This is a genomic window from Mammaliicoccus sciuri, assembly GCF_025561425.1.
Taxonomy (GTDB): Bacteria; Bacillota; Bacilli; order Staphylococcales; family Staphylococcaceae; genus Mammaliicoccus; species Mammaliicoccus sciuri_A.
On sequence record NZ_CP094824.1, the window covers coordinates 902047 to 925354 of the forward strand.

General features: G+C 32.8%; 23 protein-coding genes, 2 tRNA genes and 1 rRNA gene. 22 read left to right on the forward strand and 4 right to left on the reverse strand.

The annotated features are described in order from the left end of the window. Positions 1-8 precede the first annotated feature (8 nt). Together MUA60_RS04575 and cls are read right to left on the reverse strand one after the other, a co-directional pair. Entirely contained in the window at positions 9-674 is a 666-nt protein-coding gene (locus MUA60_RS04575; RefSeq protein WP_262649961.1) for an HD domain-containing protein, read from the reverse strand. Between the two features lie 64 nt (positions 675-738). Continuing rightward, the gene (cls, locus tag MUA60_RS04580; RefSeq protein WP_262649962.1) at positions 739-2220 is read right to left on the reverse strand and encodes a cardiolipin synthase; all 1482 of its coding nucleotides are present in this window, start codon (positions 2218-2220) and stop codon (positions 739-741) included. 151 nt (positions 2221-2371) lie between these two features. Here cls and MUA60_RS04585 point away from each other — a divergent pair, with 151 nt between their 5' ends. After that, positions 2372-2575: a copper ion binding protein gene (locus tag MUA60_RS04585; protein ID WP_025904499.1), complete on the forward strand. Its 204-nt coding sequence runs from the start codon at positions 2372-2374 to the stop codon at positions 2573-2575. Between the two features lie 141 nt (positions 2576-2716). Beyond that, on the forward strand, positions 2717-2851 hold the full coding sequence (locus MUA60_RS04590; RefSeq protein WP_262649964.1) for an Lmo0850 family protein: 135 nt from the start codon (positions 2717-2719) through the stop codon (positions 2849-2851). Between the two features lie 45 nt (positions 2852-2896). Here the strand turns inward: MUA60_RS04590 and MUA60_RS04595 are convergent, their stop codons facing one another. Then, complete coding sequence (locus tag MUA60_RS04595) at positions 2897-4096, reverse strand: FtsW/RodA/SpoVE family cell cycle protein (RefSeq protein ID WP_262649965.1); 1200 nt, start codon at positions 4094-4096, stop codon at positions 2897-2899. Between the two features lie 180 nt (positions 4097-4276). On the opposite strand from MUA60_RS04595, the gene MUA60_RS04600 reads away from it, so the two are divergent. From MUA60_RS04600 to sigB, 15 genes are all read left to right on the forward strand, one after another. Continuing rightward, positions 4277-5350, forward strand: coding sequence for a D-alanine--D-alanine ligase (locus MUA60_RS04600; RefSeq protein WP_262649966.1), 1074 nt, complete (start codon positions 4277-4279; stop codon positions 5348-5350). An 11-nt stretch (positions 5351-5361) separates the two neighbouring features. Then, entirely contained in the window at positions 5362-6711 is a 1350-nt protein-coding gene (locus MUA60_RS04605; protein WP_262649967.1) for a UDP-N-acetylmuramoyl-tripeptide--D-alanyl-D-alanine ligase, read from the forward strand. After that, positions 6708-7388, forward strand: coding sequence for an alpha/beta hydrolase (locus MUA60_RS04610; protein ID WP_262649968.1), 681 nt, complete (start codon positions 6708-6710; stop codon positions 7386-7388). The genes MUA60_RS04605 and MUA60_RS04610 overlap by 4 nt, the downstream gene beginning before the upstream one ends. A 173-nt stretch (positions 7389-7561) precedes the next feature. Beyond that, positions 7562-9091 carry a degradosome RNA helicase CshA gene (locus tag MUA60_RS04615; protein WP_262649970.1) on the forward strand — a complete coding sequence of 510 codons (1530 nt, stop codon included), beginning with the start codon at positions 7562-7564 and terminating at the stop codon, positions 9089-9091. 90 nt (positions 9092-9181) lie between these two features. Then, the gene (locus tag MUA60_RS04620) at positions 9182-9661 is read left to right on the forward strand and encodes a PH domain-containing protein (protein ID WP_262649971.1); all 480 of its coding nucleotides are present in this window, start codon (positions 9182-9184) and stop codon (positions 9659-9661) included. Beyond that, on the forward strand, positions 9651-11171 hold the full coding sequence (locus MUA60_RS04625; protein WP_262649973.1) for a PH domain-containing protein: 1521 nt from the start codon (positions 9651-9653) through the stop codon (positions 11169-11171). The genes MUA60_RS04620 and MUA60_RS04625 overlap by 11 nt, the downstream gene beginning before the upstream one ends. After that, positions 11161-11625 (forward strand): PH domain-containing protein, encoded by a 465-nt coding sequence (locus MUA60_RS04630; RefSeq protein WP_262649975.1) that lies wholly within the window; start codon positions 11161-11163, stop codon positions 11623-11625. Before MUA60_RS04625 ends, MUA60_RS04630 begins: the two co-directional genes overlap by 11 nt. 30 nt (positions 11626-11655) lie before the next feature. Further along, positions 11656-12018, forward strand: coding sequence for a holo-ACP synthase (acpS, locus tag MUA60_RS04635; protein WP_103361832.1), 363 nt, complete (start codon positions 11656-11658; stop codon positions 12016-12018). Positions 12019-12065: 47 nt separating this feature from the next. Next, entirely contained in the window at positions 12066-13214 is a 1149-nt protein-coding gene (gene alr, locus MUA60_RS04640) for an alanine racemase (RefSeq protein ID WP_262649978.1), read from the forward strand. Positions 13215-13298: 84 nt separating this feature from the next. Then, positions 13299-13466, forward strand: coding sequence for a type II toxin-antitoxin system antitoxin MazE (mazE, locus tag MUA60_RS04645; protein WP_048540868.1), 168 nt, complete (start codon positions 13299-13301; stop codon positions 13464-13466). After that, positions 13467-13838 (forward strand): type II toxin-antitoxin system PemK/MazF family toxin, encoded by a 372-nt coding sequence (locus MUA60_RS04650; RefSeq protein ID WP_025904511.1) that lies wholly within the window; start codon positions 13467-13469, stop codon positions 13836-13838. 96 nt (positions 13839-13934) lie between these two features. Next, a complete protein-coding gene (locus MUA60_RS04655; protein ID WP_262649980.1) occupies positions 13935-14939 on the forward strand; it encodes a PP2C family protein-serine/threonine phosphatase in 1005 nt (334 codons plus the stop codon). Between the two features lie 104 nt (positions 14940-15043). Continuing rightward, positions 15044-15367, forward strand: coding sequence for an anti-sigma factor antagonist (locus MUA60_RS04660; RefSeq protein WP_025904513.1), 324 nt, complete (start codon positions 15044-15046; stop codon positions 15365-15367). A 4-nt stretch (positions 15368-15371) separates the two neighbouring features. Then, a complete protein-coding gene (gene rsbW / locus MUA60_RS04665; RefSeq protein ID WP_025904514.1) occupies positions 15372-15848 on the forward strand; it encodes an anti-sigma B factor RsbW in 477 nt (158 codons plus the stop codon). Then, positions 15823-16593: an RNA polymerase sigma factor SigB gene (gene sigB, locus MUA60_RS04670; RefSeq protein ID WP_262649982.1), complete on the forward strand. Its 771-nt coding sequence runs from the start codon at positions 15823-15825 to the stop codon at positions 16591-16593. The genes rsbW and sigB overlap by 26 nt, the downstream gene beginning before the upstream one ends. A gap of 163 nt (positions 16594-16756) precedes the next feature. On the opposite strand, the gene MUA60_RS04675 is transcribed toward sigB, so the two are convergent. Beyond that, on the reverse strand, positions 16757-18001 hold the full coding sequence (locus tag MUA60_RS04675; RefSeq protein ID WP_262648674.1) for an IS110 family RNA-guided transposase: 1245 nt from the start codon (positions 17999-18001) through the stop codon (positions 16757-16759). A gap of 456 nt (positions 18002-18457) precedes the next feature. Here MUA60_RS04675 and MUA60_RS04680 point away from each other — a divergent pair, with 456 nt between their 5' ends. The 5 genes from MUA60_RS04680 (at position 18458) to MUA60_RS04700 (ending at position 23178) form a co-directional block, all read left to right on the forward strand. Beyond that, a complete protein-coding gene (locus MUA60_RS04680) occupies positions 18458-20611 on the forward strand; it encodes a Tex family protein (protein ID WP_262649984.1) in 2154 nt (717 codons plus the stop codon). Next, positions 20601-21047, forward strand: a complete 447-nt coding sequence (locus MUA60_RS04685; protein WP_107576538.1) for a SprT family protein — start codon at positions 20601-20603, stop codon at positions 21045-21047. The genes MUA60_RS04680 and MUA60_RS04685 overlap by 11 nt, the downstream gene beginning before the upstream one ends. A gap of 266 nt (positions 21048-21313) precedes the next feature. Further along, positions 21314-21399: transfer RNA gene (locus tag MUA60_RS04690), tRNA-Leu, on the forward strand. 23 nt (positions 21400-21422) lie between these two features. Beyond that, positions 21423-21496 (forward strand) — tRNA-Gly (locus MUA60_RS04695). 129 nt (positions 21497-21625) lie between these two features. Further along, positions 21626-23178: ribosomal RNA gene (locus tag MUA60_RS04700) — 16S ribosomal RNA — on the forward strand. Positions 23179-23308: the final 130 nt, after the last annotated feature.

Genomic DNA, 23308 nt, shown 5'->3' on the forward strand with positions numbered 1-23308 from the left:
CATCGTGATTAGTTTGTTTTTTTAGTGACATCCCATTCTTTATAAAATTGTTTTAAAAAGTTTTCCATAAATAGATGACGTTCTTCAGCGATTTGTTTGCCTCGTTTAGTATTCATTAAATCTTTTAATAATAATAATTTTTCGTAAAAATGATTGATTGCCGTATTCGGTTCATCATGATATTGACCTTCTTGTAGATCATTTAAATTACGCGGTTGTTGAGAAGAGATATGCATAGGTTCTTTAAAATGACCGGCATATTGAAATGTTCTAGCTATTCCTATCGCGCCAATCGCATCTATACGGTCTGCGTCTTGAACGATCTTTCCTGCTAAGCTTGTAAGTTTACCTTCATTTTTACCACCATTATAACTAACATACTTTAGAATATGGATAATCTCTATTTGAATCGTTTCGCTTATATCCATGTCATTCATCCATTGATAAAGTTGTTGCCACGCTGTATTCGCATCTTTGAATAATTTCTTATCAACAGCATCATGTAGTAAACTTGCTAATTCAACTACGAATAAATCCACGTCCTCAAACTGTGCAATATCTAGAGCATGATGTCTTACTCTTAGAATATGCTCAAAGTCATGACCAGTCGTATCGTTTTGGTGTAATGTTCTAACATATGATTCTGCTTCTTTAATAATCTGTTCTTTATTCATATCTTTCTCCTTAAAAAAACAGGTAGAAAAGTTTGATCAATCATCTCTTCTACCTGTTTAGAATTTATAGTAAAGGTGATAGTAAACGTGCTATACCTTCTTTTAATTTAATCCACGTGCTTCTATTTTCATATCTTTCAACTGTTAATAATGATGAATGTGTCATATCATTCTCATAAGCTAATCGTGAATTCTTTGCGATTTCTTCGTCGTAAATAAAGGCATTAACTTCGAAGTTTAATACGAAGCTTCTATTATCCATGTTTGCTGTACCAATACTTACAACTTCATCATCTATGGCCACCATCTTCGTGTGTATAAAGCCTTTTTCATAAATATGAACTTTGACGCCAGCTTTTATTAATTCTCCGACATTGGCAAATGTTGCCCAATAAACAAATGGGTGATCGGGCTTATTAGGAATCATCACATTAACATCTACGCCTGATAGGGCAGCAATCTTAATCGCATCTAAAAATGATAAATCTGGAATGAAATAAGGTGTTTGAATGTAAATATGCTTTTTAGCTTCAGATATCATTTTTAAATAACCATATTTGATTTGTTCCCATTCTTCATCGGGGCCACTTGATGCAATTTGAATACCAACTTTTCCGCCAGACTCAACATCAGGGAAATATTTGGGTTCATAGCGCATCTTGTCACGTGTAGATTGAGAGTTCCAGTCCAACATAAACCTAAGCTGTAATGCATTGACTGAGTCGCCTTCTAATCTTAAGTGCGTATCACGCCAATAACCAAATTTTTTATCTAAACCTAAATATTCGTCTCCTACATTAAAGCCGCCTACGTAACCAACTTTTCCATCAATCACAACAATCTTTCTATGGTTACGGTTGTTCATTCTAAAGTTAATGAGTGGTAGTTTAGAAGGAAAGAAACTTGCAACTTCTCCACCTTGAGCTCTAAATTTTTTAAATGAAGATAAATTTAATTTTCGAGAACCCATATCGTCGTATAACATTTTAACTTCTAATCCTTCTTGAAGTTTCTTTTCAAGTTCAAATAAGATCTTTTTACCTAAGTTATCCTTCTTAAAGATATAATATTGAATATGAATATATGACTCAGCTTTTCTAATATCTTCAATAAGTGCATCGAATTTATCATGTCCATCTGTAAACATTTCAACTTTGTTATCAGTCGTTAAGAAGGCTGAGTTATTGTAAAGCAACATATGAATCAGATGCTTATAATTAGAAATCTCAGGCTTATCAATTTCGAAATTATTTTCATCAATTGCTTTGATTTGTTCATTTATGATGTGTTCAAGACCTATTTTATCTTGTTCATCTAAGTTGAAAATACTCTTTCTTTGAATTTGTCTCCCAAATAGCAAGTAAAGTATAAATCCTAATATCGGAACAAATAAAAGCACTAACAACCAAGCCCAAATTGCACCAGCTTCTCTAGGTTCTAAGAAAATGATAATAAATCCAAACACAACATTCAGAATAAATGCTGTAATAAGTAGCACTGATACTATGATGGAAAAATCAAATGAAAAATATGAGAAGTAGTTCATATCAATGCCTCCGTTTCTTTATCTTAAACTAGTATAATACATTTAAATTAAAATTGAAAAGGTTGTATTTGACCCTTCTAAAACATATGCATATAATGATTATGAAAAGGCATCAGTTAAAATATCATTTAAATATATAGGAGTGTTATAAATGAAAGAACAAATCATTAATGTTGAAGGTATGTCTTGTGGACATTGCAAACAAGCAGTTGAGGAATCAGTAGGCCAATTAATCGGTGTAAAAGAAGTTGTTGCTAGTCCTGATGATAATCAAGTACGTGTCGTTTATGAAGATCCTGCAAGTATCGATAATATCGAAAATGCTATTTTCGATGCTGGATATGAAGTTGTTTAAGATATCATTCATATAATTATTATAAAAAAATAACAAATTAAACAAAAAAATAACAATATAGGCCGAATGAACTATAGTCAAACTACTTAATTTAGAGTAGAATGAACTTAAGGTAATTAAATTGAATAAGAGGTGGTACCCATGAATCAACCTAAGTCAAAGGTAAAGAATGTGGTCAAACTTTTATCATCATTAGGCGTAAACATAACAGAAACTAAGTCACGATTAGAAATAATGCGTAGTTTGCCGAATGTTGCAACTAACAAGTTGAAATAAATGGGTAAACTAAAAACCGCGTCCTCAAATTGAGGATGCGGTTTTTTATATGCCGGCTTTTTGGTCGGATTCAGTAAATTTCTCTTTTTCGTGGTAATAGATAGATAGTAATATACCGACACCTGCCATTAATGACCATAAAGCTGAACCACCATAACTTATAAATGGTAATGGGATACCTGTGATAGGTAGTAATTGAATGGTCATACCGATATTTTGTACAACGTGGAATAGTACGAATGATAAATATCCGATTATAAATACTACATTAAAAGGATGACGTGTCGTAGTAGCCATTCTAATTAAGTGTATGAATAACGCTAAGAAAATAATCAGTACAGCCATCGTTCCAATAAATCCAAATTCTTCACCAATGATTGAAAAAATAAAATCGGTATGATTCTCAGGGATATAAACTTCACCGTTATTTAAACCTTTACCAAATATTTGACCAGAACCAATGGCTTTTAATGATTCTGTTAAATGGTATCCATCACCTGAACTGTATGCATATGGATCTAGCCAAGAATTAATACGTCCTAATTGATACGTCTTAATACCTGAAACTTTCTCAATCACATTTGGTTTAAAAATCATTAATAAAATGATACTTGAACCAATTCCGAATAAAGCGATAAATGCTGGTGCGAGTATTCTCCATGTCACGCCAGAAACAACAACGATACCAAGAATGATCGCAATTAATACAAGTGTTGTCCCTAAATCATTTTGCAAAAGTATTAATAACATTGGTACTAATGAAGTTAAACCAATTTTTAGTAATAAATTAAAGTCTCTTGATAATGATTTGTTGTAAGTAAATCTATTATGTTGATAGATAACATTAGCTAGCGTAATAATTAAAATGATTTTCATAAACTCAGATGGTTGGATACTGACAGGTCCTAGTCTATACCAACTTTTAGCACCATTAATAATAGGTGTAAAGCTAGATTCAGGCAGGATTAATAGTCCAACTAATGATAAGTTTCCAATTATGTATATAATCCAAACATATTTTCTCAGTGTCTTTGGAGATATGAACATTAAGGCAATGGCTAAAATAAAACCAAGCACATAGTATAAGACTTGTTTAAGTAAAAAGTTTGTTTCATATTGTCCGCCAGACATTGCAGAATTGATTATTAAACAACTCGTTCCAAATAAGATAAGAATAATCGTAATTAATCGCCAATCTATTCTTTCTAGAAACGATTTATTTAATGTACGAGTAGAAGTTTCCATTAAAAGACTCCTTTAATTAACACTAAATTTCATAATTTTCATTATAACTTGATTGTACATAAAGTGATACATTTTTGCTATTCAGAAAAGCGTTATTTTTAAAATAGTCATGTTGATACGTGCAACAATAGCTAAAAACATGATAAAATATAGGCTAATAATCTACTTGGAGGCTTATATATGTCTAAAAAAAATATTTGCATTATATATGGTGGGAAAAGTGCAGAGCACGATGTATCAATTTTAACGGCTCAAAATGTGATCAATGCAGTTGATCTATCTAAATACATAATTGATATTATTTATATTACAAATGATGGGGATTGGATTAAAAGCGAGCAATCTATCGATGGAAAAGTCGAAGATATAGAACAATTAAAATTATCAAGCGAAACATTAACACCGATATCTAAATTATTAGAAGCGAGTAATGATGGAAACGCATATAGCGCAGTATTTCCTTTATTACACGGCCCTAACGGAGAAGACGGTACAATTCAAGGTTTATTTGAAGTATTGGATATTCCTTATGTTGGTAATGGTGTACTTGCAGCATCAAGTTCTATGGATAAATTAGTGATGAAACATTTATTCGCTCACAGAGGATTACCTCAATTACCATATGTAAGTTTCTTAAAAAGTGAATACGAGAAATATGAACATAATATAGTGGAGCTTATTCAAAATAAACTTGAATATCCTGTATTCGTTAAACCAGCAAATTTAGGATCTAGTGTTGGTATTAGTAAATGTACGAATAAAGAAGAATTAATTTCTGGTATTGAAGAAGCATTTCAATTTGACCGTAAACTTGTTATCGAACAAGGTGTTGATGCAAGAGAAATTGAAGTAGCCGTATTAGGAAATGATTATCCAGAAACAACTTTACCAGGTGAAGTTATTAAAGATGTACAATTTTATGATTATAAATCGAAATATAAAGATGGCAAAGTTAAACTTCAAATACCTGCTGATGTAGATGAAGAAACAGCAACAACTTTAAGAAATATGGCTATTGAAGCTTTTAAAGCAACAGATTGTTCTGGATTGGTAAGAGCAGACTTCTTCTTAACAGAAGATAATACAATTTATATTAATGAAACAAATGCAATGCCAGGATTTACACAATACAGCATGTATCCATTACTATGGGAGAACATGAACTTAAGCTATACAGAGCTTATAACTAAGTTGATTGAACTTGCTATTGAACGATACGATAACAAGAAGAATATCAAATATAAAATTGACTGAGGGTAAATAGAATGAATATTAATTTATGTAAAATTAAAGAGTGGATTGATTGTGACATTCAAGACGAATACCTTGATGTCGTTGTTCAAGGTACATGTATAGACTCAAGAAAAATTGCTAAATCAAATTTGTTTATACCATTTAAAGGTGAAAATGTAGATGGTCATAAATTTGTACGTCAAACACTTGATGATGGTGCAGGTGCATCATTTTGGCAAAAAGATGTACCAAATCCGCCAGAAGGACCCATTATTTTTGTTGATGACACTTTAGCAGCATTACAAAGTTTAGCTAAAGCATATTTGAAATATGTAAATCCTAAAGTTGTGGCAATTACTGGTTCAAATGGTAAAACAACAACTAAAGATATGGTTGAATGTGTGTTGAATAAATCATTTAAAGTTAAGAAGACACAAGGAAATTATAATAATGAGATTGGTTGTCCATTGACGATACTAGACTTAGATGAAGATACTGAAGTATCCATTCTAGAAATGGGTATGAGTGGATTTGGTGAAATTAGTGAATTAACACATTTAGCTGAACCTGATGTTGCCATTATCACGAATATTGGTGAGTCTCATATGCAAGATTTAGGTTCTAGAGAAGGTATTGCAAAAGCCAAATTTGAAATTACAGAAGGTCTAAAAGATAAAGGACTATTCATATACGATGGTGATGAACCATTACTTAAACCTTTCGTATCTGAAATGAAACATGACAAACTATCTGTAGGGATAGCGAATGATAATGATGTGATTATCAAAACGAATCAATCATCAAGTCATGGTATCAATTTTCAATTGAATAATAGTCATTTCATTTATCATTTAAATATATTAGGTGAACACAATGTTAAAAATGCCACATATGCAATACAAGTTGCTAAACATTTAGGTGTAACAGAAGACGTTATTCAAAGTTCTCTAGATGATCTTGTATTAACGGATATGCGCATGCAAAGAATTGAAACTAACCAATATGGTTTACTCATTAATGATGCCTATAATGCAAGTCCAACAAGTATGAAAGCAGCAATTGATACTCTGCATAATATGGAACAAACGGATAAGACACTTATTCTTGCGGATGTATTAGAATTAGGTGAAATGAGTAAAGAGATGCATGAGCAAGTTGGCTATTATTTAGAACATAAAGCTATACAAACGTTAATCACATATGGTGAAGAAGCGGCTCATATATCAAATATTGCGAAAGCATATATACCTGAAACTTATCACTTTGAGCATAAAGAGGAAATAACAGACTATTTAAAAAATCAATTAAATGAAGACTCTATCACTTTGTTTAAAGGTTCTAGAGGTATGTCACTCGAAACGATTATTAACGCGCTAATATGAAATTAGGTATCCTGTTTTTACATGGTTATACAGGTGGTCGTTATGAGTTATTACCATTAATTGAATATTTGAGTAGTCGCTATGATTTTATAATTGAAGCACCAGAATACCCAGGACATGGCTTGAATTTATTGATTAAAGATACAAATGAAGATATGTGGTTTGAGCGAGCGAAACAATCTTATGAAATATTAAGAAAGAAATCAGATAAAGTCATTGTGATTGGATTTTCAATGGGTGGCATAATTGCAGGTTTGTTAGCTAAAATTAAACAACCCGATCAATTAGTGTTAATTGCACCAGCTTTTGAAAATATCAATATACAATACTTGGTGAAGTCTCCTTATACATTTATCAATAATATGAGATATGCAGATTTGAAGATTCTTGATTTTATGGTGAGACGTACAATCAAAATAAACTATAAATCATTTGTGGCATTTAAAAAATTACAGCAAAGTGCGCTATATGTTCCAGAACAAATAGCATCAAAAACGTTAATCATACATGGCACAATAGATGGTCTCGTTCCAATTGAGAAATCGAGAAATTTAGTGAAGAGAATAAAGCATGCACGTTTAGTTGAAATTGATAAAGGACCACACGAAATTTGTTTATCAAAAGTTAATTATAAAGTTTTTTATGAAGTTGAAAAATTTATATTTAAAAATAAATAAAGAAGTGAAACTGTACTAAATCCCTTTTTAGTGCAGTTTTTTTATGTTTTTGTTTATGAAAATTAAATGTAAACGACGATTTAATCGCATTGCGCTATTGGTAAAAGGGTGGTAGTATATAGAAGTTGAATAAAAAAGACGAGATGAATTAACTATATAAAAGGAGAATTATTTTGCAAAAATTTAAAGAGTTAGGTATTTCTGAAGCTACCTTAAATGCTTTGGACAAAATGGGATTTACTGAACCAACACCAATACAAATCGAAAGTATTCCACATACATTACAAGGTACGGACGTGCTAGGACAAGCACAAACTGGAACAGGAAAAACTGGTGCATTTGGTATTCCATTAATTGATAAAGTAGCAGATAAACAAGGTGTACAAGCATTGATTCTTGCACCAACACGTGAATTAGCAAACCAAGTGGCAGAGCAATTACGTAGTTTTAGTAAAGGACAAAACGTAAGTGTCGTAACTGTATTCGGTGGTATGCCAATAGACAGACAAATCAAATCACTTAAAAAAGGTCCACAAATCGTAGTAGGTACACCGGGACGTGTGATTGACCACTTAAATAGAAGAACATTAAAAACAGAATCAATTTCTACATTGATCTTAGATGAAGCAGATGAAATGATGAACATGGGCTTTATAGATGATATGAGATTTATAATGTCTAAACTTCCATCTGAAAATCGTCAAACATTACTATTCTCAGCAACAATGCCAAAAGCTATTCAAGAATTGGTTCAAAAATTCATGAAGAGTCCAAAAATTGTTAAAACAATGTCTAACGAATTGTCAGATCCACAAATTGATGAATTCTACACAATCGTTAAAGAATTAGAAAAATTCGAGACATTTACGAATTTATTAGATGTTCAAAATCCTGAATTAGCAATTGTCTTCGGTCGTACGAAACGTCGTGTTGATGAATTAACAAGTGCTTTAATCACTAAAGGATACCGTGCTGAAGGTTTACACGGTGACATTACACAAGCTAAACGTTTAGAAGTATTGAAAAAATTCAAAAATGATCAAATCGATATTTTAGTAGCTACAGATGTTGCAGCTCGTGGATTAGATATTTCTGGCGTAAGTCACGTTTATAACTTTGATATCCCTCAAGATACTGAAAGTTATACACACCGTATTGGTCGTACAGGTAGAGCGGGTAAACAAGGTGTTGCCGTTACATTTGTAAATCCAATCGAAATGGATTATATCCGTCAAATCGAAAGAGCTAATAAACGTCAAATGAGCGCTTTACGTCCACCAACACCTGGTGAAGTTATGAAAGCGAAAGAATCAGATGTTAAAGATAAAGTTAAAGGTTGGGTAGAAAGTCCAATCGAAGGCCGTATTGAAAAAATTGCTGAATCATTAATTAAAGAATACGGTGACCAAAAATTAGTTGCTGCATTATTACAAGAGTTAATCACTTCTAACAACGATGCAGAAATTCAATTAACATTTGAAAAACCATTATCTAAAAAATCTAATCATAGAGGCAAACAAGGTAACCGTGGTGGTAACTCACGTGGTAAATCTAGAACTAGATTTGATGGTAAAAATAACAAACGTCGCGGAAATGATAAAAACAATCAATTTGACCGTAACAAAGGTAAAAACAATAAACCAAACAAACAACGTTCAAAAAAACAATTCTCAGGTAGAACATTTGCTGAGCATTCAAAATAAAAACTAAACAAGAAGTGTGTGTAATCTCTAAGGTTACGCACACTTTTTTTATGATATAATACACGTAAATTGAACGATAGAGGAGATTATATGTATAAACCAATACCCGAACATAAAATGCCAAAACAGTCTATAAAATATGAGTATGTAAATCATATTATAAATGTCATAGTTATCTTAGTTTTGTACAGTATATTTGTATTTTTATGGCATAAATATGATTGGTGGACATTTCTCATTTATATTGTGACACCGATTGCGCTGTTGATCATTGCGATAGGATTTATAAGTCCGATCATACGACTTAAAAGAACATCTTTTGAAATTGGAGAATGGTATATTGAAGTACAAAGCGGGCTTTATTATCAAAAGCGATTTGTACAACCATATGACAGAATACAATATGTAACGATAAAGCACGGACCGATTTCAAGATTGTTTAACATTTACTTTGTCGTTGTTGTAACAGCAGGTAATTTAGAAGTGTTACCAATGGTCAACCGAGAGATAGCTGACCAAACGAGATTAAATATCATGACTAAGGTTAAAGAGGTGATTGATGATGTTTGATCCTCAAAAATTACATCCAATATCTTATGTTAGTGGCTTTTTAGCCAGTTTAAAAGAAAATGTATTTCCATTAATAATCGCTGTGTTTATTGTTGTAACACGCGGACTTGATAATTTTTGGGACCTTACATTTCCAATTGTTCTTTTAATTTTTTCACTTATAAGTAGTATTTTTAAAGCAATTAAGATTTACAATACACGTTATTGGATTGAGAATGATCAATTGATTATGACTTGGGGTGTCTTTTCAAAAAATCGTAAAGAGTTAAATATTGAAAGGATTCAGTCTGTTGATACTTCTCAAAATATTGTACATCAGTTGTTAGGTGGTGTGAGTTTAAGTATTAAAACGCCGAGTGATGGTATTGAATTAGATACGATTACGAAGTCACAAAATGATAGTCTTTCAAAATATTTAAAAGAAAGAAAATATGCTATTAAAAATAAAGAGCAAAGCGAAGATGAGTTAAACGAGGAACATGGAACGTCGTCTGATTCTGATCAACATGATGTCATTAATGAAAAAGAAGAAGTCGTGTTCTTTAGATTATCTACTAAAGATTTATTGAAGATGAGTTTTACAAGTGGTGGCATTTTGATTGTTTTTGCGGCACTTGGCTCATTACTTGGATTTTTCACGCAAATAATCGATATCGAGGATTACATCAGTCCACTGATTAATCAAGTTGTTAATCTAACATTTGTTATCATATCAATCACACTATTATTTATTATATTGAGTTATGTCATTGGATCACTTATTGTATTTATTAAAAATTATAAATATCAATTAACATTTGATGGGGAACTTTTAACGGTTAAATATGGTTTGTTAACTGTTCAAAAGCGTACCGTTCCAATTAGAAGAATACAAGCATTAAAAGAAGAAGAATCTATATTCAGAAGAGTGATCGGATACACTAAAATATCAGCGATAATTACTTCAGATGGACATTTTGAAAATGGAGAAGATAGTGATGTCGGTACTGTTACAATCTTGCCATTTATGAAGAAGAAAGAAGCATATCAATTACTTGAAGATATTATTCCGCAATTTCAGTTTCATTCCGTTAAAAAAGGCTTACCTAAACAAGGTATTCGTAGAAGAGTGTTCATCCCGACAATTATTTTATTGTTAATTGTGATACCTATTCAAATATATTTATGGTCTTATACTTGGATGATCGGATTAGTAATATTCTTGGTTATGCTATTTTATGCAAGTATCATTACGTTGAAATCTGGATATAAAATTTATGACGACTCAATCGTCATACTTAATGCAACACCGTTTGTATATACAACAATTTGGGCGAATAGAAATAAGATATTAACTTTTGAATTACATAAAAATCCAATTATTAAACGTAAAAATATTGCACATTTCACAATTCAAATAGCATATGGAAATGGTGTGTTGTCTAAAGGATTAAGATTTATTAATAAACAAGATACGTTAAATGTTTATAAATGGTATAAAGATAAAGGAGGTCACGTAGATGCTTCCTAGATATAGAATGGATAAAAAGGGAATGGTCGTTGAACGTATTGGATCGCTCATTACAATTTCAATACTCATCATTATATTAATCGTCATGGCAGTAATTTTTAATTTATGGTGGACGACAGCTTCAAAATGGTTTCTGCTTATTCCAGTAGTGCTCATCTTGGTAATAGCTATATATGGTTTAATCATCCAGCCTTATTACATGTATAGAAATTTCAGATATGAAATAAATGATGATGAAATAAACATTAAATCAGGTGTTTTTATGATTAGAGAAACAACGATACCTATGGGTAGAATTCAAAATGTTGATTTATATGAAGGATTCATAATGAGAAAGTTTAACCTGGCTAATATTACATTGTCTACAGCTGGAGGGAATCGAACGATTCAATATTTAAATAAAGAAAAAGCCAATCGTATTAAACACACGATACAAAATAGAATTGAAAAATGATTTTAATCAGTGAAAATGAAGGTGTTAACGATGATTCAAGGTGTCGGTATAGATTTAGTCGAAATAGAACGTATACAAGATTGGTATACGAAACGACCAGAAATGGTTAATAAAATTTTAACAAAAGATGAAATAAATATTTTTAGCAAAATTAAATTAGAATCGAGAAAAATCGAATTTATCGCTGGTAGATTTGCTGTGAAGGAAGCATTTAGTAAAGCGATGGGTACTGGTATTGGTAAAAAATACGGCTTTCATTCGATTAATTGTTTACCAGATGAAAATGGAAAACCAGAAATTATATGTGAAGGGTATCGTGTTCATCCGTCCATTACACACACAAAACATTATGCAGAAGCCATTGTGATTATAGAAAATATTAAGCAAGATTGATTTCTATATGATAAAATACAAATATTATAAGAGGAGGTGCCTTGCTGTTGTCCGAAAAATATTATAGGCCAACTTATATCAACGTCGATTTAAAGGCAATACTAGAAAATTATCAAGCAGTAGGAAGACTTCATCCAAATAAGAAGATTATGGCAGTCGTTAAGGCAAATGGGTACGGATTAGGAAGTGTACCAATTGCGACTTACTTAATGAATGAAGGTGTAGACTTCTTTGCAGTTGCGACATTAGATGAAGCAATTGAATTAAGAATGCATGGTATTAAAGCCAAAATATTAGTTCTCGGCGTTATTAATACTAAAGATATTAATAAAGCTGTTCAACATAGAGTTGCATTAACCGTTCCATCAGAACAATGGTTAGATGATGCAATAGAATCAATAGATGATGATTCTGATAAACCTTTATGGATGCACGTAAAAATAGATACAGGCATGGGTAGAATTGGATTAAAAGATATTGAAACTTACCAACATGTCGTTCATAAAATAGAACAGCATGAACGCCTTATATTTGAAGGTGTGTATACGCACTTTGCTTCTGCAGACGAACCAAATGATTTCTCTAAAAAGCAATATGAATTATTTGAAGAATTTGTAGAGTCTTCTCAAACACCTGAATATATACATGCTCAAAATTCAGCAGGTGCCTTAAGATATGATGCTTCTATTTGTACAGCTGTTAGATTTGGTATTTCATTATATGGATATTATCCATCAAAATATATTCAAGAAATTTCTAATTTAAAATTAAAGCCTTCTGCACAATTAATAACAGAAGTCGTTCAAACAAAATATTTAGAACCAGGCGAAACAGTGAGTTATGGTGCAACATTTACTGCTGGTGAACGTATTAAAGTGGCCACATTACCAATAGGTTATGCAGATGGTTACTTAAGAAAGATGCAAGATACACTTGTGAATGTAAATGGTGTGAATTGTCCCGTCATAGGTAGAGTATGTATGGATCAAACGATGATTAAAGTACCAGATGATGTTCAAACAGGTGATAAAGTCATTCTCATGGATAATGATGTTGATTCAGAACAATCAGCAGAAAAGATTGCTGAAGCACAAGATACCATTAATTATGAAGTACTTTGCAACTTGAAAAAGAGATTACCACGTATCTATCATGATGGTGAAAATATTGAAATTACGAACGAATTATTAAAATAGCATAGTCAAATAGAGTTACATTTGTTATGATATTAATAACTTAATCAACAAAATTTACATTTATTTTATCAGGAGGTATTTGTTATGACATCTTTAACGCAAAATCGTACACAAAGTTTAGAACAAACACTGAAAGAAGGCTACCGTTCAATGGCCGATTTAAATCTCTCCCTTGCATCTGAAGCATACTATAGTGAATGTGAAGCTTGTGATTCAAATGAATCGCATTTAGCCTCTCAGCAAGGTGAATAAATGAGAAGAGGAGATGTATATCTCGCAGATCTTTCACCAGTTACAGGTTCTGAACAAGGGGGAACAAGACCAGTCGTAATTATCCAGAATGATACAGGTAATCGATATAGCCCGACTGTGATTGTTGCAGCAATTACTGGTAAGATAAATAAAGCCAAAATTCCCACTCATGTAGAAATTGAGGCAGCGAAATATAAATTAGACAGAGATTCCGTAATTTTGCTTGAACAAATCAGAACTATTGATAAAAAACGCTTGAAAGAAAAATTAACATATTTATCTGATGCAAAGATGAAAGAGGTTGATACTGCTATTGCCATCAGCCTCAATCTAACTTTGCAACAAAAATTTGATACATTAGGTAATACATAATGAAATTGTTTTAAAAGAATCAATATTACTTTAAAACGTCTTCCGCTTTAGGATTAACCTAAAGCTTTTTTAGTATATTTGAAACGAGGTGACTTCGTGTCAGAACAAAAGAAACAACAGTATCTTCAATTATTACTTGATTATGTTCAAACAAATGATGACGAAATTTTATCATCTTGCCAAACATTTTCAACTGAGGCCATTGAAGATAATGTTTCACCAGAGGAGATAGTACAATTACATGTAAATATTATGGAACAGGAACAAGAACTGACTAAAGAACAAATCATTCGTTCATTTGATGTTCTTTTAGAAGTCATGATTGGCTATGGCTTTACATACCGTGATTATAAGAAGTTATTAAATAAGATTAAAATTCATGATAAAGAAATGGAAGTTGCGTCTAGTTTGCAACAAACGATGCTAAAGCCTCAAGTCCCTCAATTTGATAGTATTCAAATTGGGGCAATTTCTGTTCCAGCAGAAAAAGTAAGCGGAGATTATTTTAATTTAATTGATCATAATGATGGCACAATGAGTTTTGCAGTAGCAGATGTTATCGGTAAAGGTATACCGGCAGCATTAGCGATGAGTATGATTAAATTTGGCATGGATTCATACGGTCATTCTCAATTACCAAGTGACGGTTTGAAACGTTTGAATCGAGTTGTAGAAAAGAACGTTAATCAAAATATGTTTGTAACAATGTTTTATGGTCTATATGAAGAAATAAATAATATGCTTTATTATAGTTCTGCAGGTCACGAACCAGGGTACATATATAGAAGTCAGACTGGAGAATTTGAAGAAATGTCTGAACGAGGCATTGTACTTGGAGTTAATAAACATACACGTTATAAGCAGAGTGAAATAAAAATAGAATTACAAGATATGATTATCGTGTTTACTGACGGTGTAACAGAACTGCGCAATCAGCAAAATGAATTTATCAAAACGACAGATTTATTAAGTATGATTGATGAGTACAAACAACTGCATCCGCAAGACATTGTTCAAATCTTATATGAAGAACTAGTTAAACTACAGAATCCAAATAAAAGAGATGATTTAACGATATTAATTGTTAAAAGAGTTAAATAGGTGTAAGTTAAAAATATTTAAGATGTGTTAAATAAGATTAAACATTTTAAAAACGGGTAAAAATAAATGATGAAAGTCTAATACATTTAGGGGTGTAACAAGGAATGAATCTTAACATTGAAACTACTGAACATGAAAATTACTATGAAATTAAAGTTGGCGGAGAATTGGATGTGTACACTGCGCCTCAACTTCAAGACGTATTACAACCGATTAGACAAAAAGGAACACATGATATACATGTTAATTTGGAGAACGTAAGTTATATGGATTCTACTGGTTTAGGTTTGTTTGTTGGCACATTAAAATCACTCAATGAACATGATAAATCACTATATGTGCTTGGTGTATCTGATAGAATTGAGAGATTATTTGATATTACGGGTCTTAAAGAATTAATGCATGTCAACAAAGGAACGGAGGTATAATGAGATGACATCTAACTATGATTATATAGAGATGAGATTCCCTGCAGCTCCAGAATATGTTGGACTTGTCAGATTAACATTATCTGGCGTGTTTAATAGAGCTGGTGCTTCATATGAAGATATTGAAGATTCAAAAATTGCAGTGTCAGAAGCGGTAACAAATGCAGTGAAACACGCATATAGTGATAAAGTTGAAGGTGAAATATTAATAGGTTACCTTGTATTTGAAGATAAAATAGAAATCATTGTATCAGATTCAGGTAAAAGCTTTAATTATGAAGAAGCTAAAAAAGTGCTTGGACCATACCAAGAAAGTGATAATATCAATTTCTTGAGACAAGGTGGATTAGGACTATTTCTTATTGAGTCATTAATGGATGAAGTAAGTGTCCAAAAAGATGCTGGTGTTACAATAAGTATGACAAAGTATTTATCTAAAGAGCAGGTGCAAACACATGACGGAAGAGTCCAAAGTTTATAATGAAGTTTCTCCAGAAGACATTAATGCTTGGATAGCAGATTACCAAGAAAATGATAATAGTGAAGCTCAAGAAAAGCTAGTATTACATTATCAAAAATTAGTAGAATCTTTAGCATATAAATATTCCAAAGGCCAAGCACATCATGAAGATCTTGTTCAAGTTGGTATGGTTGGTTTATTAGGTGCTATAAAAAGATTCGATGTTTCATTTGAAAGAAAGTTTGAAGCATTTTTAATTCCAACTGTAATTGGTGAGATAAAGAGATATTTAAGAGATAAAACTTGGAGTGTACATGTACCTAGACGTATTAAAGAGATTGGTCCTAAAATAAAAAAGGCAAATGAAGAATTGACCAATGAATTGGGAAGGTCACCTAAAATTATTGAAATTGCAAATAGACTAGAAGTGACAGAAGAAGATGTCCTAGAAGCAATGGAAATGGGTCAAAGTTATAATGCCTTAAGTGTTGACTATTCTATCGAAGCGGATAAAGACGGATCGACCGTTACGTTGTTGGATATTATGGGAGAATCAGAAGAAGGTTATGATTTAACTGAAAAAAGAATGATATTAGAAAAAATTCTGCCTATTTTAACGGATAGAGAAAGAGAAATAATTCAATACACCTTTATTTCGGGCTTAAGTCAAAAAGAGACCGGAGAAAAAATAGGTCTCAGTCAAATGCATGTTTCAAGACTTCAAAGAACAGCAATAAAGAAATTAAAAGAAGCTGCAATGAAATAAATAATATATTTGAAGGAGGCTGGGACATAATGTAATGTCTCAGTCTTTTTCCTACGATTTGTCAACTACTACGTAGTAAAAAATATTTAAAATTGGCATCACTAAATAAGCCTTTATTATTTAATAATTTTTTCAATATGTTATGATTTATTTGAATAGATTATCAGTGTGGAGACAAGTGATAATCATATTCTTTATTATTTATAACTAGATAATGAATGGTTTTAAGTAGCTTGTTAACGCAAGCTATTGAAGCAGTCTTGTGGCCTTTGCCATTAGGCTGCTTTTTTAATTTGTAATAATAGTCGATAATATGATTTTTAAATAACCTTTGACCCAACAGGAAATTTTTAATGATTAAGTAAAATAATGATCTAGCATGTTTGTTTCCACGTTTGTTTATTTTATCTTTAAAATGCGTTTTACCAGACTGATATCTTTTTATATCAATGCCTACATATGCATTCAATTGTTTATGAGAATCAAAGGATTTGATGTCACCTAATTCGCCAATAATCATTATGGCTGTTAAATCACCAATGCCAGGAATAGATTTAATTATTTTAAATTCTTCGAATTCCTCAGCTAACACTAATAACCTTTGTTTTATAGAAGCATGCCGTTTCATTAGATTTAATAAATCTTCAATCACATAAATTAATTTATCTGTTAAAAATGAATCTTTAGAAACAGAAGGATAACTGACCATAGAGAACTCTACGAGTTTTTTTGCATATTGTGCTTTCTTTTTCTCTGATAGATTTTTTTCTGTACAACTATTAATTGTATTTTTTAGTTCTTCAATTTCATTAGAATCAACAAAGTCAGGATGTGGGAACTTACTAGCTACTTGTAAAGCCAATTTTGAATATCTATCCTTAAATAGGTTTTGTAATTCTGGAAAAGTCATATCTAGTAACTGAATCAATTGGTTTTTTAAGTAATTTTGTTGATTGTTAATTTCTTCATAGTATCTTGTCAGTTCTCTCAGTTTTACGTATTTTTCTTCCATTAAATTTCTAGAAGGTTTTTTATTTATATTTTTAGCTAAAACGGCAAGTTTATGTGCATCAGATTTATCTGTTTTCCAATTTCTTAAAGAATTAGTTAGTAATTTTGCCTCAAGAGGGTTAATTACACAAAATGAAATGTTGTTAACTGTACAGAATTTCTCTAACACTTTTGAATATATACCAGTAGCTTCAAATAAAAAATATACTCCTGCGAAATCCTTTATATATTTGTTTAGTGACTCAAAACCATTATTATCGTGGGTAATTTCAAATTCTTTAACAAATTCATTGTTTGAATAATGTGCAATAAAACTCTTTCCTTTTCCAACATCTATACCAAAATATTCGATAAAAATCACTCCTAAGTTATTAAATTTAAGAAGCTTTAACTTCACTTAGCCTTACTTAGTTCATTTTCCTGTACACGATCTCAAGGGACCCAACATACTAAAATCGAATTCATAAGGAGAGTGAAGTTCTCCAGTTTTTATTACGGATTCTTTGACCCTAAAATCTATTCGGAGTACTTCTCTCTTCTACTATTTCATATTCTTAAAATAAGTACCAACGGTATGAAAAAGAATATGAAAAAAGTAGCGAAGTTCATCTACCGTCGTAGATTACTTCGCTACTAATCTTAGTATGTTTTAGTATCTTGGCAGTAGCTGACTGAACCCGAAATGCGCTTGTAACAAGCTTTTTTTCAACTCTAGTCATCCTTGCCGGGGCGGGACTACGAAATTTTTTTATACAAATCAGATTTCTGTCCCGCTCCCTTCTTATTTCAAAATCAAAAATGGTTATATTCTATTTATGTTAAAATAAAATATAACTATTTTTAGGAGGCAATTATGAATCAAGAACTAATAGAAATCATAAAGAAAAATCATCCTTTTACAGAAAAACAAATTAAAACTGTACTAGAATTACTAGAAGATAAGAATACCGTGCCTTTTATAGCAAGATATAGAAAAGAATTAACTGGTGGTCTTGATGAAGTTGAAATTAAACAAATTGAAAATGAATATACATATGCACTTAACTTGCATAATAGAAAAGAAGAAGTCATCAGATTAATTGATGAACAAGGTTTATTAACAGATGATTTAAAAAATGATATTTTAAAACAAACAAAATTACAAAGAATAGAAGATTTATATCGACCATTTAAGAAAAAGAAAAAAACAAGAGCTACAGAAGCAAAACGTAAAGGTTTAGAACCTTTAGCTAAATGGATACTTGAAGGTACTTCTAATATTGATTTAGTAGAAGAAGCTTCAAAATATATTTCTGAAGAAGTTACATCTCATGAAGCTGCCATTAGAGGTGCACAAGATATTATAGCTGAAATGATTTCAGATGAGCCTAAATACCGTAAATATATTTTAAACAGTGTTGAAAGACAAGGTAAATTAGTGACTGAGAAGAAAAAGAAAGCTGAAGATGAGAAAAATATCTTTGAAATGTACTATACATATGAAGAACCAATTAAGAAAATAGTACCTCATAGAGTTCTGGCTATTAACCGTGGAGAATCAGAAGGTATATTGAAAGTAGGATTCGAAATAGATACTGCTTCATTAGAAAGTTATTTAACAACTCAATTTGTGAAAAAAGAACATAAACATATTGAAGTCATTAAAGAAGCTATTCAAGATAGCTTGAAAAGATTAATCTTACCTTCTATTGAAAGAGAGATTAGAAGTGAGTTAACACAAAAAGCTGAAGAACATGCAATTGAAATCTTCTCTGAGAATTTAAAAAACCTTTTATTGCAAGCACCATTAAAAGGTAAAAAAATTCTAGGACTAGATCCAGCATACAGAACGGGTTGTAAGTTGGCTGTTATTAATGAATATGGTTCGTTTGTTGATAAAAATGTGATATATCCTCATCCTCCAGTATCTAAAACTGATCAAGCGGAAAAGATATTTGTAGATATGATCAAGAAACATAATATTGAATTAGTTGCGATTGGTAACGGAACAGCAAGTAGAGAATCAGAACAATTTGTTGCTGAAATGATTAAAAAGCATGATTTACCTTGCCAATTTGTGATCGTCAACGAAGCTGGTGCTTCGGTTTATTCAGCTTCAGATATAGCTAGAGAAGAATTTCCTGATTTTAAAGTTGAAGAGAGAAGTGCTGTATCTATAGGTAGACGTGTACAAGATCCATTAAGCGAACTTGTTAAAATAGATCCTAAATCAATCGGTGTTGGTCAATATCAACATGATGTAAATCAAAAGGCACTAAGTGAAACTTTAAAATTTGTCGTGGAAACTGCCGTTAACCAAGTAGGTGTTGATGTGAACACTGCATCTCCATCGTTACTAAGTTATGTATCTGGTCTTAGCAATACAGTTGCAAATAACATTATTAAATTCAGAGAAGAAAAAGGTGTTATTACACATCATTCAGAAATAGCTAAAGTTCCAAGATTAGGTAATAAAACATTTGAACAAAGTATTGGATTTTTAAGAATAATAGATGGAAGCGAACCACTTGATAAAACCGCTATTCACCCTGAAAGTTATGAAGCGGCTTATGCGTTGATTCAATATGTTGGTTTACAAAAAGAAGATATTGGTTCAGATGTATTAAAAGAAAAACTAAATAAATTAGATATACAAGATACAAGTAAAACATTAAATATAGGTATACCAACGCTAGAAGATATCATTGCTTCTTTAATAGCACCTTTAAGAGACCCACGAGATGAATTCGAAACACCAATTTTAAAATCAGATGTTCTTTCTATGGAAGACTTGAAACCAAATATGGATTTAAGTGGAACAGTACGAAATGTTATCGACTTTGGTGCGTTTGTAGATATAGGTGTCAAACAAGATGGTCTTGTCCATATATCTAAATTATCTAAAGGATATGTTAAGCATCCTATGAATATTGTAAGTGTAGGAGATATAGTTGATGTTTGGGTATTAGATGTAAACCAAGATAAACAAAAAGTATCATTAACTATGATAGACCCTAATGGACAATAAGGCACTTCAAGAACTTGTGTCTAATATATCAATGGAATATTTTAATAAGCCTTTTAAACACAATGCAGTATTTAACAAAAGGTTAAGAACAACTGGAGGAAGGTATCTATTAAAAAGTCATGATATAGAAATTAATCCGAAACAATATGAACATTTTGGTGTTGAAGCACTTATAGATATTATTAAACATGAACTTTGTCATTATCATTTACATATTGAAGGTAAAGGATACCAGCATAAAGACAAAGCATTTAAAGATTTAAGTAACGAAGTAGGTGCACCACGATTTTGTAAAGCCGTTCAAAGTTATGAAGAACGTGCTAACTATTTATATCAATGTGGGCAATGTAAAACAGAATTCAAACGTATTAAACGTGTTAATACACGTAAATACAGATGTGGACGATGTGGTGGAAAGTTAAAAAATATAACATAAAGAATAATTGGGAAAGTACTACACTAAAAATATGCGAGTGTAGTACTTTTTATTTAAAATTTTAATAAAAAACCATTGACGAAATAAAAGATCCGGCGTATTATAGTTAATGTTGCTTGAACGAAACGTAACAAATAATAAGACGAGTTATTCAATGTAAAATTACATTAAAAAGTTAAACGTTTGTATTGACTTTGTAAACTTAATGTAATATACTTAATGACAGTCACTTAAATAATAAATTGATTGAGTACTGCAAACCATGCGCGGTCGTGGCGGAATGGCAGACGCGCTAGGTTGAGGGCCTAGTGGGAGAAATCCCGTGGAGGTTCAAGTCCTCTCGGCCGCACCATTCATCAATTTTAATATAGCTAAGCGGGTGTAGTTTAGTGGTAAAACCTCAGCCTTCCAAGCTGATGTTGTCGGTTCGATTCCGATCACCCGCTCCAAATTATTTTATAATGAACATTGAAAACTGAATGACAATATGTCAACGTTAATTCCAATAATTGAGTACTGAAAGTACTTCAGAGTGATTGGCTTAACCAATCAAAAATGAGCTTATCAAGCTTACTTCTTTTATGGAGAGTTTGATCCTGGCTCAGGATGAACGCTGGCGGCGTGCCTAATACATGCAAGTCGAGCGAACATCAGAGAAGCTTGCTTCTCTGATGTTAGCGGCGGACGGGTGAGTAACACGTGGGTAACCTACCTATAAGACTGGGATAACTCCGGGAAACCGGGGCTAATACCGGATAATATTTTGAACCGCATGGTTCAATAGTAAAAGACGGTTTCGGCTGTCACTTATAGATGGACCCGCGCCGTATTAGCTAGTTGGTAAGGTAACGGCTTACCAAGGCGACGATACGTAGCCGACCTGAGAGGGTGATCGGCCACACTGGAACTGAGACACGGTCCAGACTCCTACGGGAGGCAGCAGTAGGGAATCTTCCGCAATGGGCGAAAGCCTGACGGAGCAACGCCGCGTGAGTGATGAAGGTCTTCGGATCGTAAAACTCTGTTGTTAGGGAAGAACAAATTTGTTAGTAACTGAACAAGTCTTGACGGTACCTAACCAGAAAGCCACGGCTAACTACGTGCCAGCAGCCGCGGTAATACGTAGGTGGCAAGCGTTATCCGGAATTATTGGGCGTAAAGCGCGCGTAGGCGGTTTCTTAAGTCTGATGTGAAAGCCCACGGCTCAACCGTGGAGGGTCATTGGAAACTGGGAAACTTGAGTGCAGAAGAGGAAAGTGGAATTCCATGTGTAGCGGTGAAATGCGCAGAGATATGGAGGAACACCAGTGGCGAAGGCGGCTCTCTGGTCTGTAACTGACGCTGATGTGCGAAAGCGTGGGGATCAAACAGGATTAGATACCCTGGTAGTCCACGCCGTAAACGATGAGTGCTAAGTATTAGGGGGTTTCCGCCCCTTAGTGCTGCAGCTAACGCATTAAGCACTCCGCCTGGGGAGTACGACCGCAAGGTTGAAACTCAAAGGAATTGACGGGGACCCGCACAAGCGGTGGAGCATGTGGTTTAATTCGAAGCAACGCGAAGAACCTTACCAAATCTTGACATCCTTTGACCGCTCTAGAGATAGAGTCTTCCCCTTCGGGGGACAAAGTGACAGGTGGTGCATGGTTGTCGTCAGCTCGTGTCGTGAGATGTTGGGTTAAGTCCCGCAACGAGCGCAACCCTTAAGCTTAGTTGCCATCATTAAGTTGGGCACTCTAGGTTGACTGCCGGTGACAAACCGGAGGAAGGTGGGGATGACGTCAAATCATCATGCCCCTTATGATTTGGGCTACACACGTGCTACAATGGATAATACAAAGGGCAGCGAATCCGCGAGGCCAAGCAAATCCCATAAAATTATTCTCAGTTCGGATTGTAGTCTGCAACTCGACTACATGAAGCTGGAATCGCTAGTAATCGTAGATCAGCATGCTACGGTGAATACGTTCCCGGGTCTTGTACACACCGCCCGTCACACCACGAGAGTTTGTAACACCCGAAGCCGGTGGAGTAACCTTTTAGGAGCTAGCCGTCGAAGGTGGGACAAATGATTGGGGTGAAGTCGTAACAAGGTAGCCGTATCGGAAGGTGCGGCTGGATCACCTCCTTTCTAAGGATATTACGGAATGACCATTAGGTCATGGAATAACGAAGACATATTGTATTCAGTTTTGAATGTTTATAACATTCAACATTGCACATTGAAAACTAGATAAGTAAGTAAAATAGATTTTACCAAG

Coding starts and splice junctions, on each gene's coding strand:
- MUA60_RS04630 (WP_262649975.1), top strand. CDS start 11,161: ATGCTTCCTAGATATAGAATGGATAAAAAGGGAATGGTCGTTGAACGT.
- rsbW (WP_025904514.1), top strand. CDS start 15,372: ATGACATCTAACTATGATTATATAGAGATGAGATTCCCTGCAGCTCCA.
- MUA60_RS04595 (WP_262649965.1), bottom strand. CDS start 4,096: ATGGAAACTTCTACTCGTACATTAAATAAATCGTTTCTAGAAAGAATA.
- MUA60_RS04590 (WP_262649964.1), top strand. CDS start 2,717: ATGAATCAACCTAAGTCAAAGGTAAAGAATGTGGTCAAACTTTTATCA.
- MUA60_RS04575 (WP_262649961.1), bottom strand. CDS start 674: ATGAATAAAGAACAGATTATTAAAGAAGCAGAATCATATGTTAGAACA.
- MUA60_RS04620 (WP_262649971.1), top strand. CDS start 9,182: ATGTATAAACCAATACCCGAACATAAAATGCCAAAACAGTCTATAAAA.
- MUA60_RS04680 (WP_262649984.1), top strand. CDS start 18,458: ATGAATCAAGAACTAATAGAAATCATAAAGAAAAATCATCCTTTTACA.
- MUA60_RS04660 (WP_025904513.1), top strand. CDS start 15,044: ATGAATCTTAACATTGAAACTACTGAACATGAAAATTACTATGAAATT.
- MUA60_RS04585 (WP_025904499.1), top strand. CDS start 2,372: ATGAAAGAACAAATCATTAATGTTGAAGGTATGTCTTGTGGACATTGC.
- cls (WP_262649962.1), bottom strand. CDS start 2,220: ATGAACTACTTCTCATATTTTTCATTTGATTTTTCCATCATAGTATCA.
- MUA60_RS04610 (WP_262649968.1), top strand. CDS start 6,708: ATGAAATTAGGTATCCTGTTTTTACATGGTTATACAGGTGGTCGTTAT.
- MUA60_RS04625 (WP_262649973.1), top strand. CDS start 9,651: ATGATGTTTGATCCTCAAAAATTACATCCAATATCTTATGTTAGTGGC.
- mazE (WP_048540868.1), top strand. CDS start 13,299: ATGACATCTTTAACGCAAAATCGTACACAAAGTTTAGAACAAACACTG.
- MUA60_RS04600 (WP_262649966.1), top strand. CDS start 4,277: ATGTCTAAAAAAAATATTTGCATTATATATGGTGGGAAAAGTGCAGAG.
- sigB (WP_262649982.1), top strand. CDS start 15,823: ATGACGGAAGAGTCCAAAGTTTATAATGAAGTTTCTCCAGAAGACATT.
- MUA60_RS04650 (WP_025904511.1), top strand. CDS start 13,467: ATGAGAAGAGGAGATGTATATCTCGCAGATCTTTCACCAGTTACAGGT.
- acpS (WP_103361832.1), top strand. CDS start 11,656: ATGATTCAAGGTGTCGGTATAGATTTAGTCGAAATAGAACGTATACAA.
- MUA60_RS04605 (WP_262649967.1), top strand. CDS start 5,362: ATGAATATTAATTTATGTAAAATTAAAGAGTGGATTGATTGTGACATT.
- MUA60_RS04685 (WP_107576538.1), top strand. CDS start 20,601: ATGGACAATAAGGCACTTCAAGAACTTGTGTCTAATATATCAATGGAA.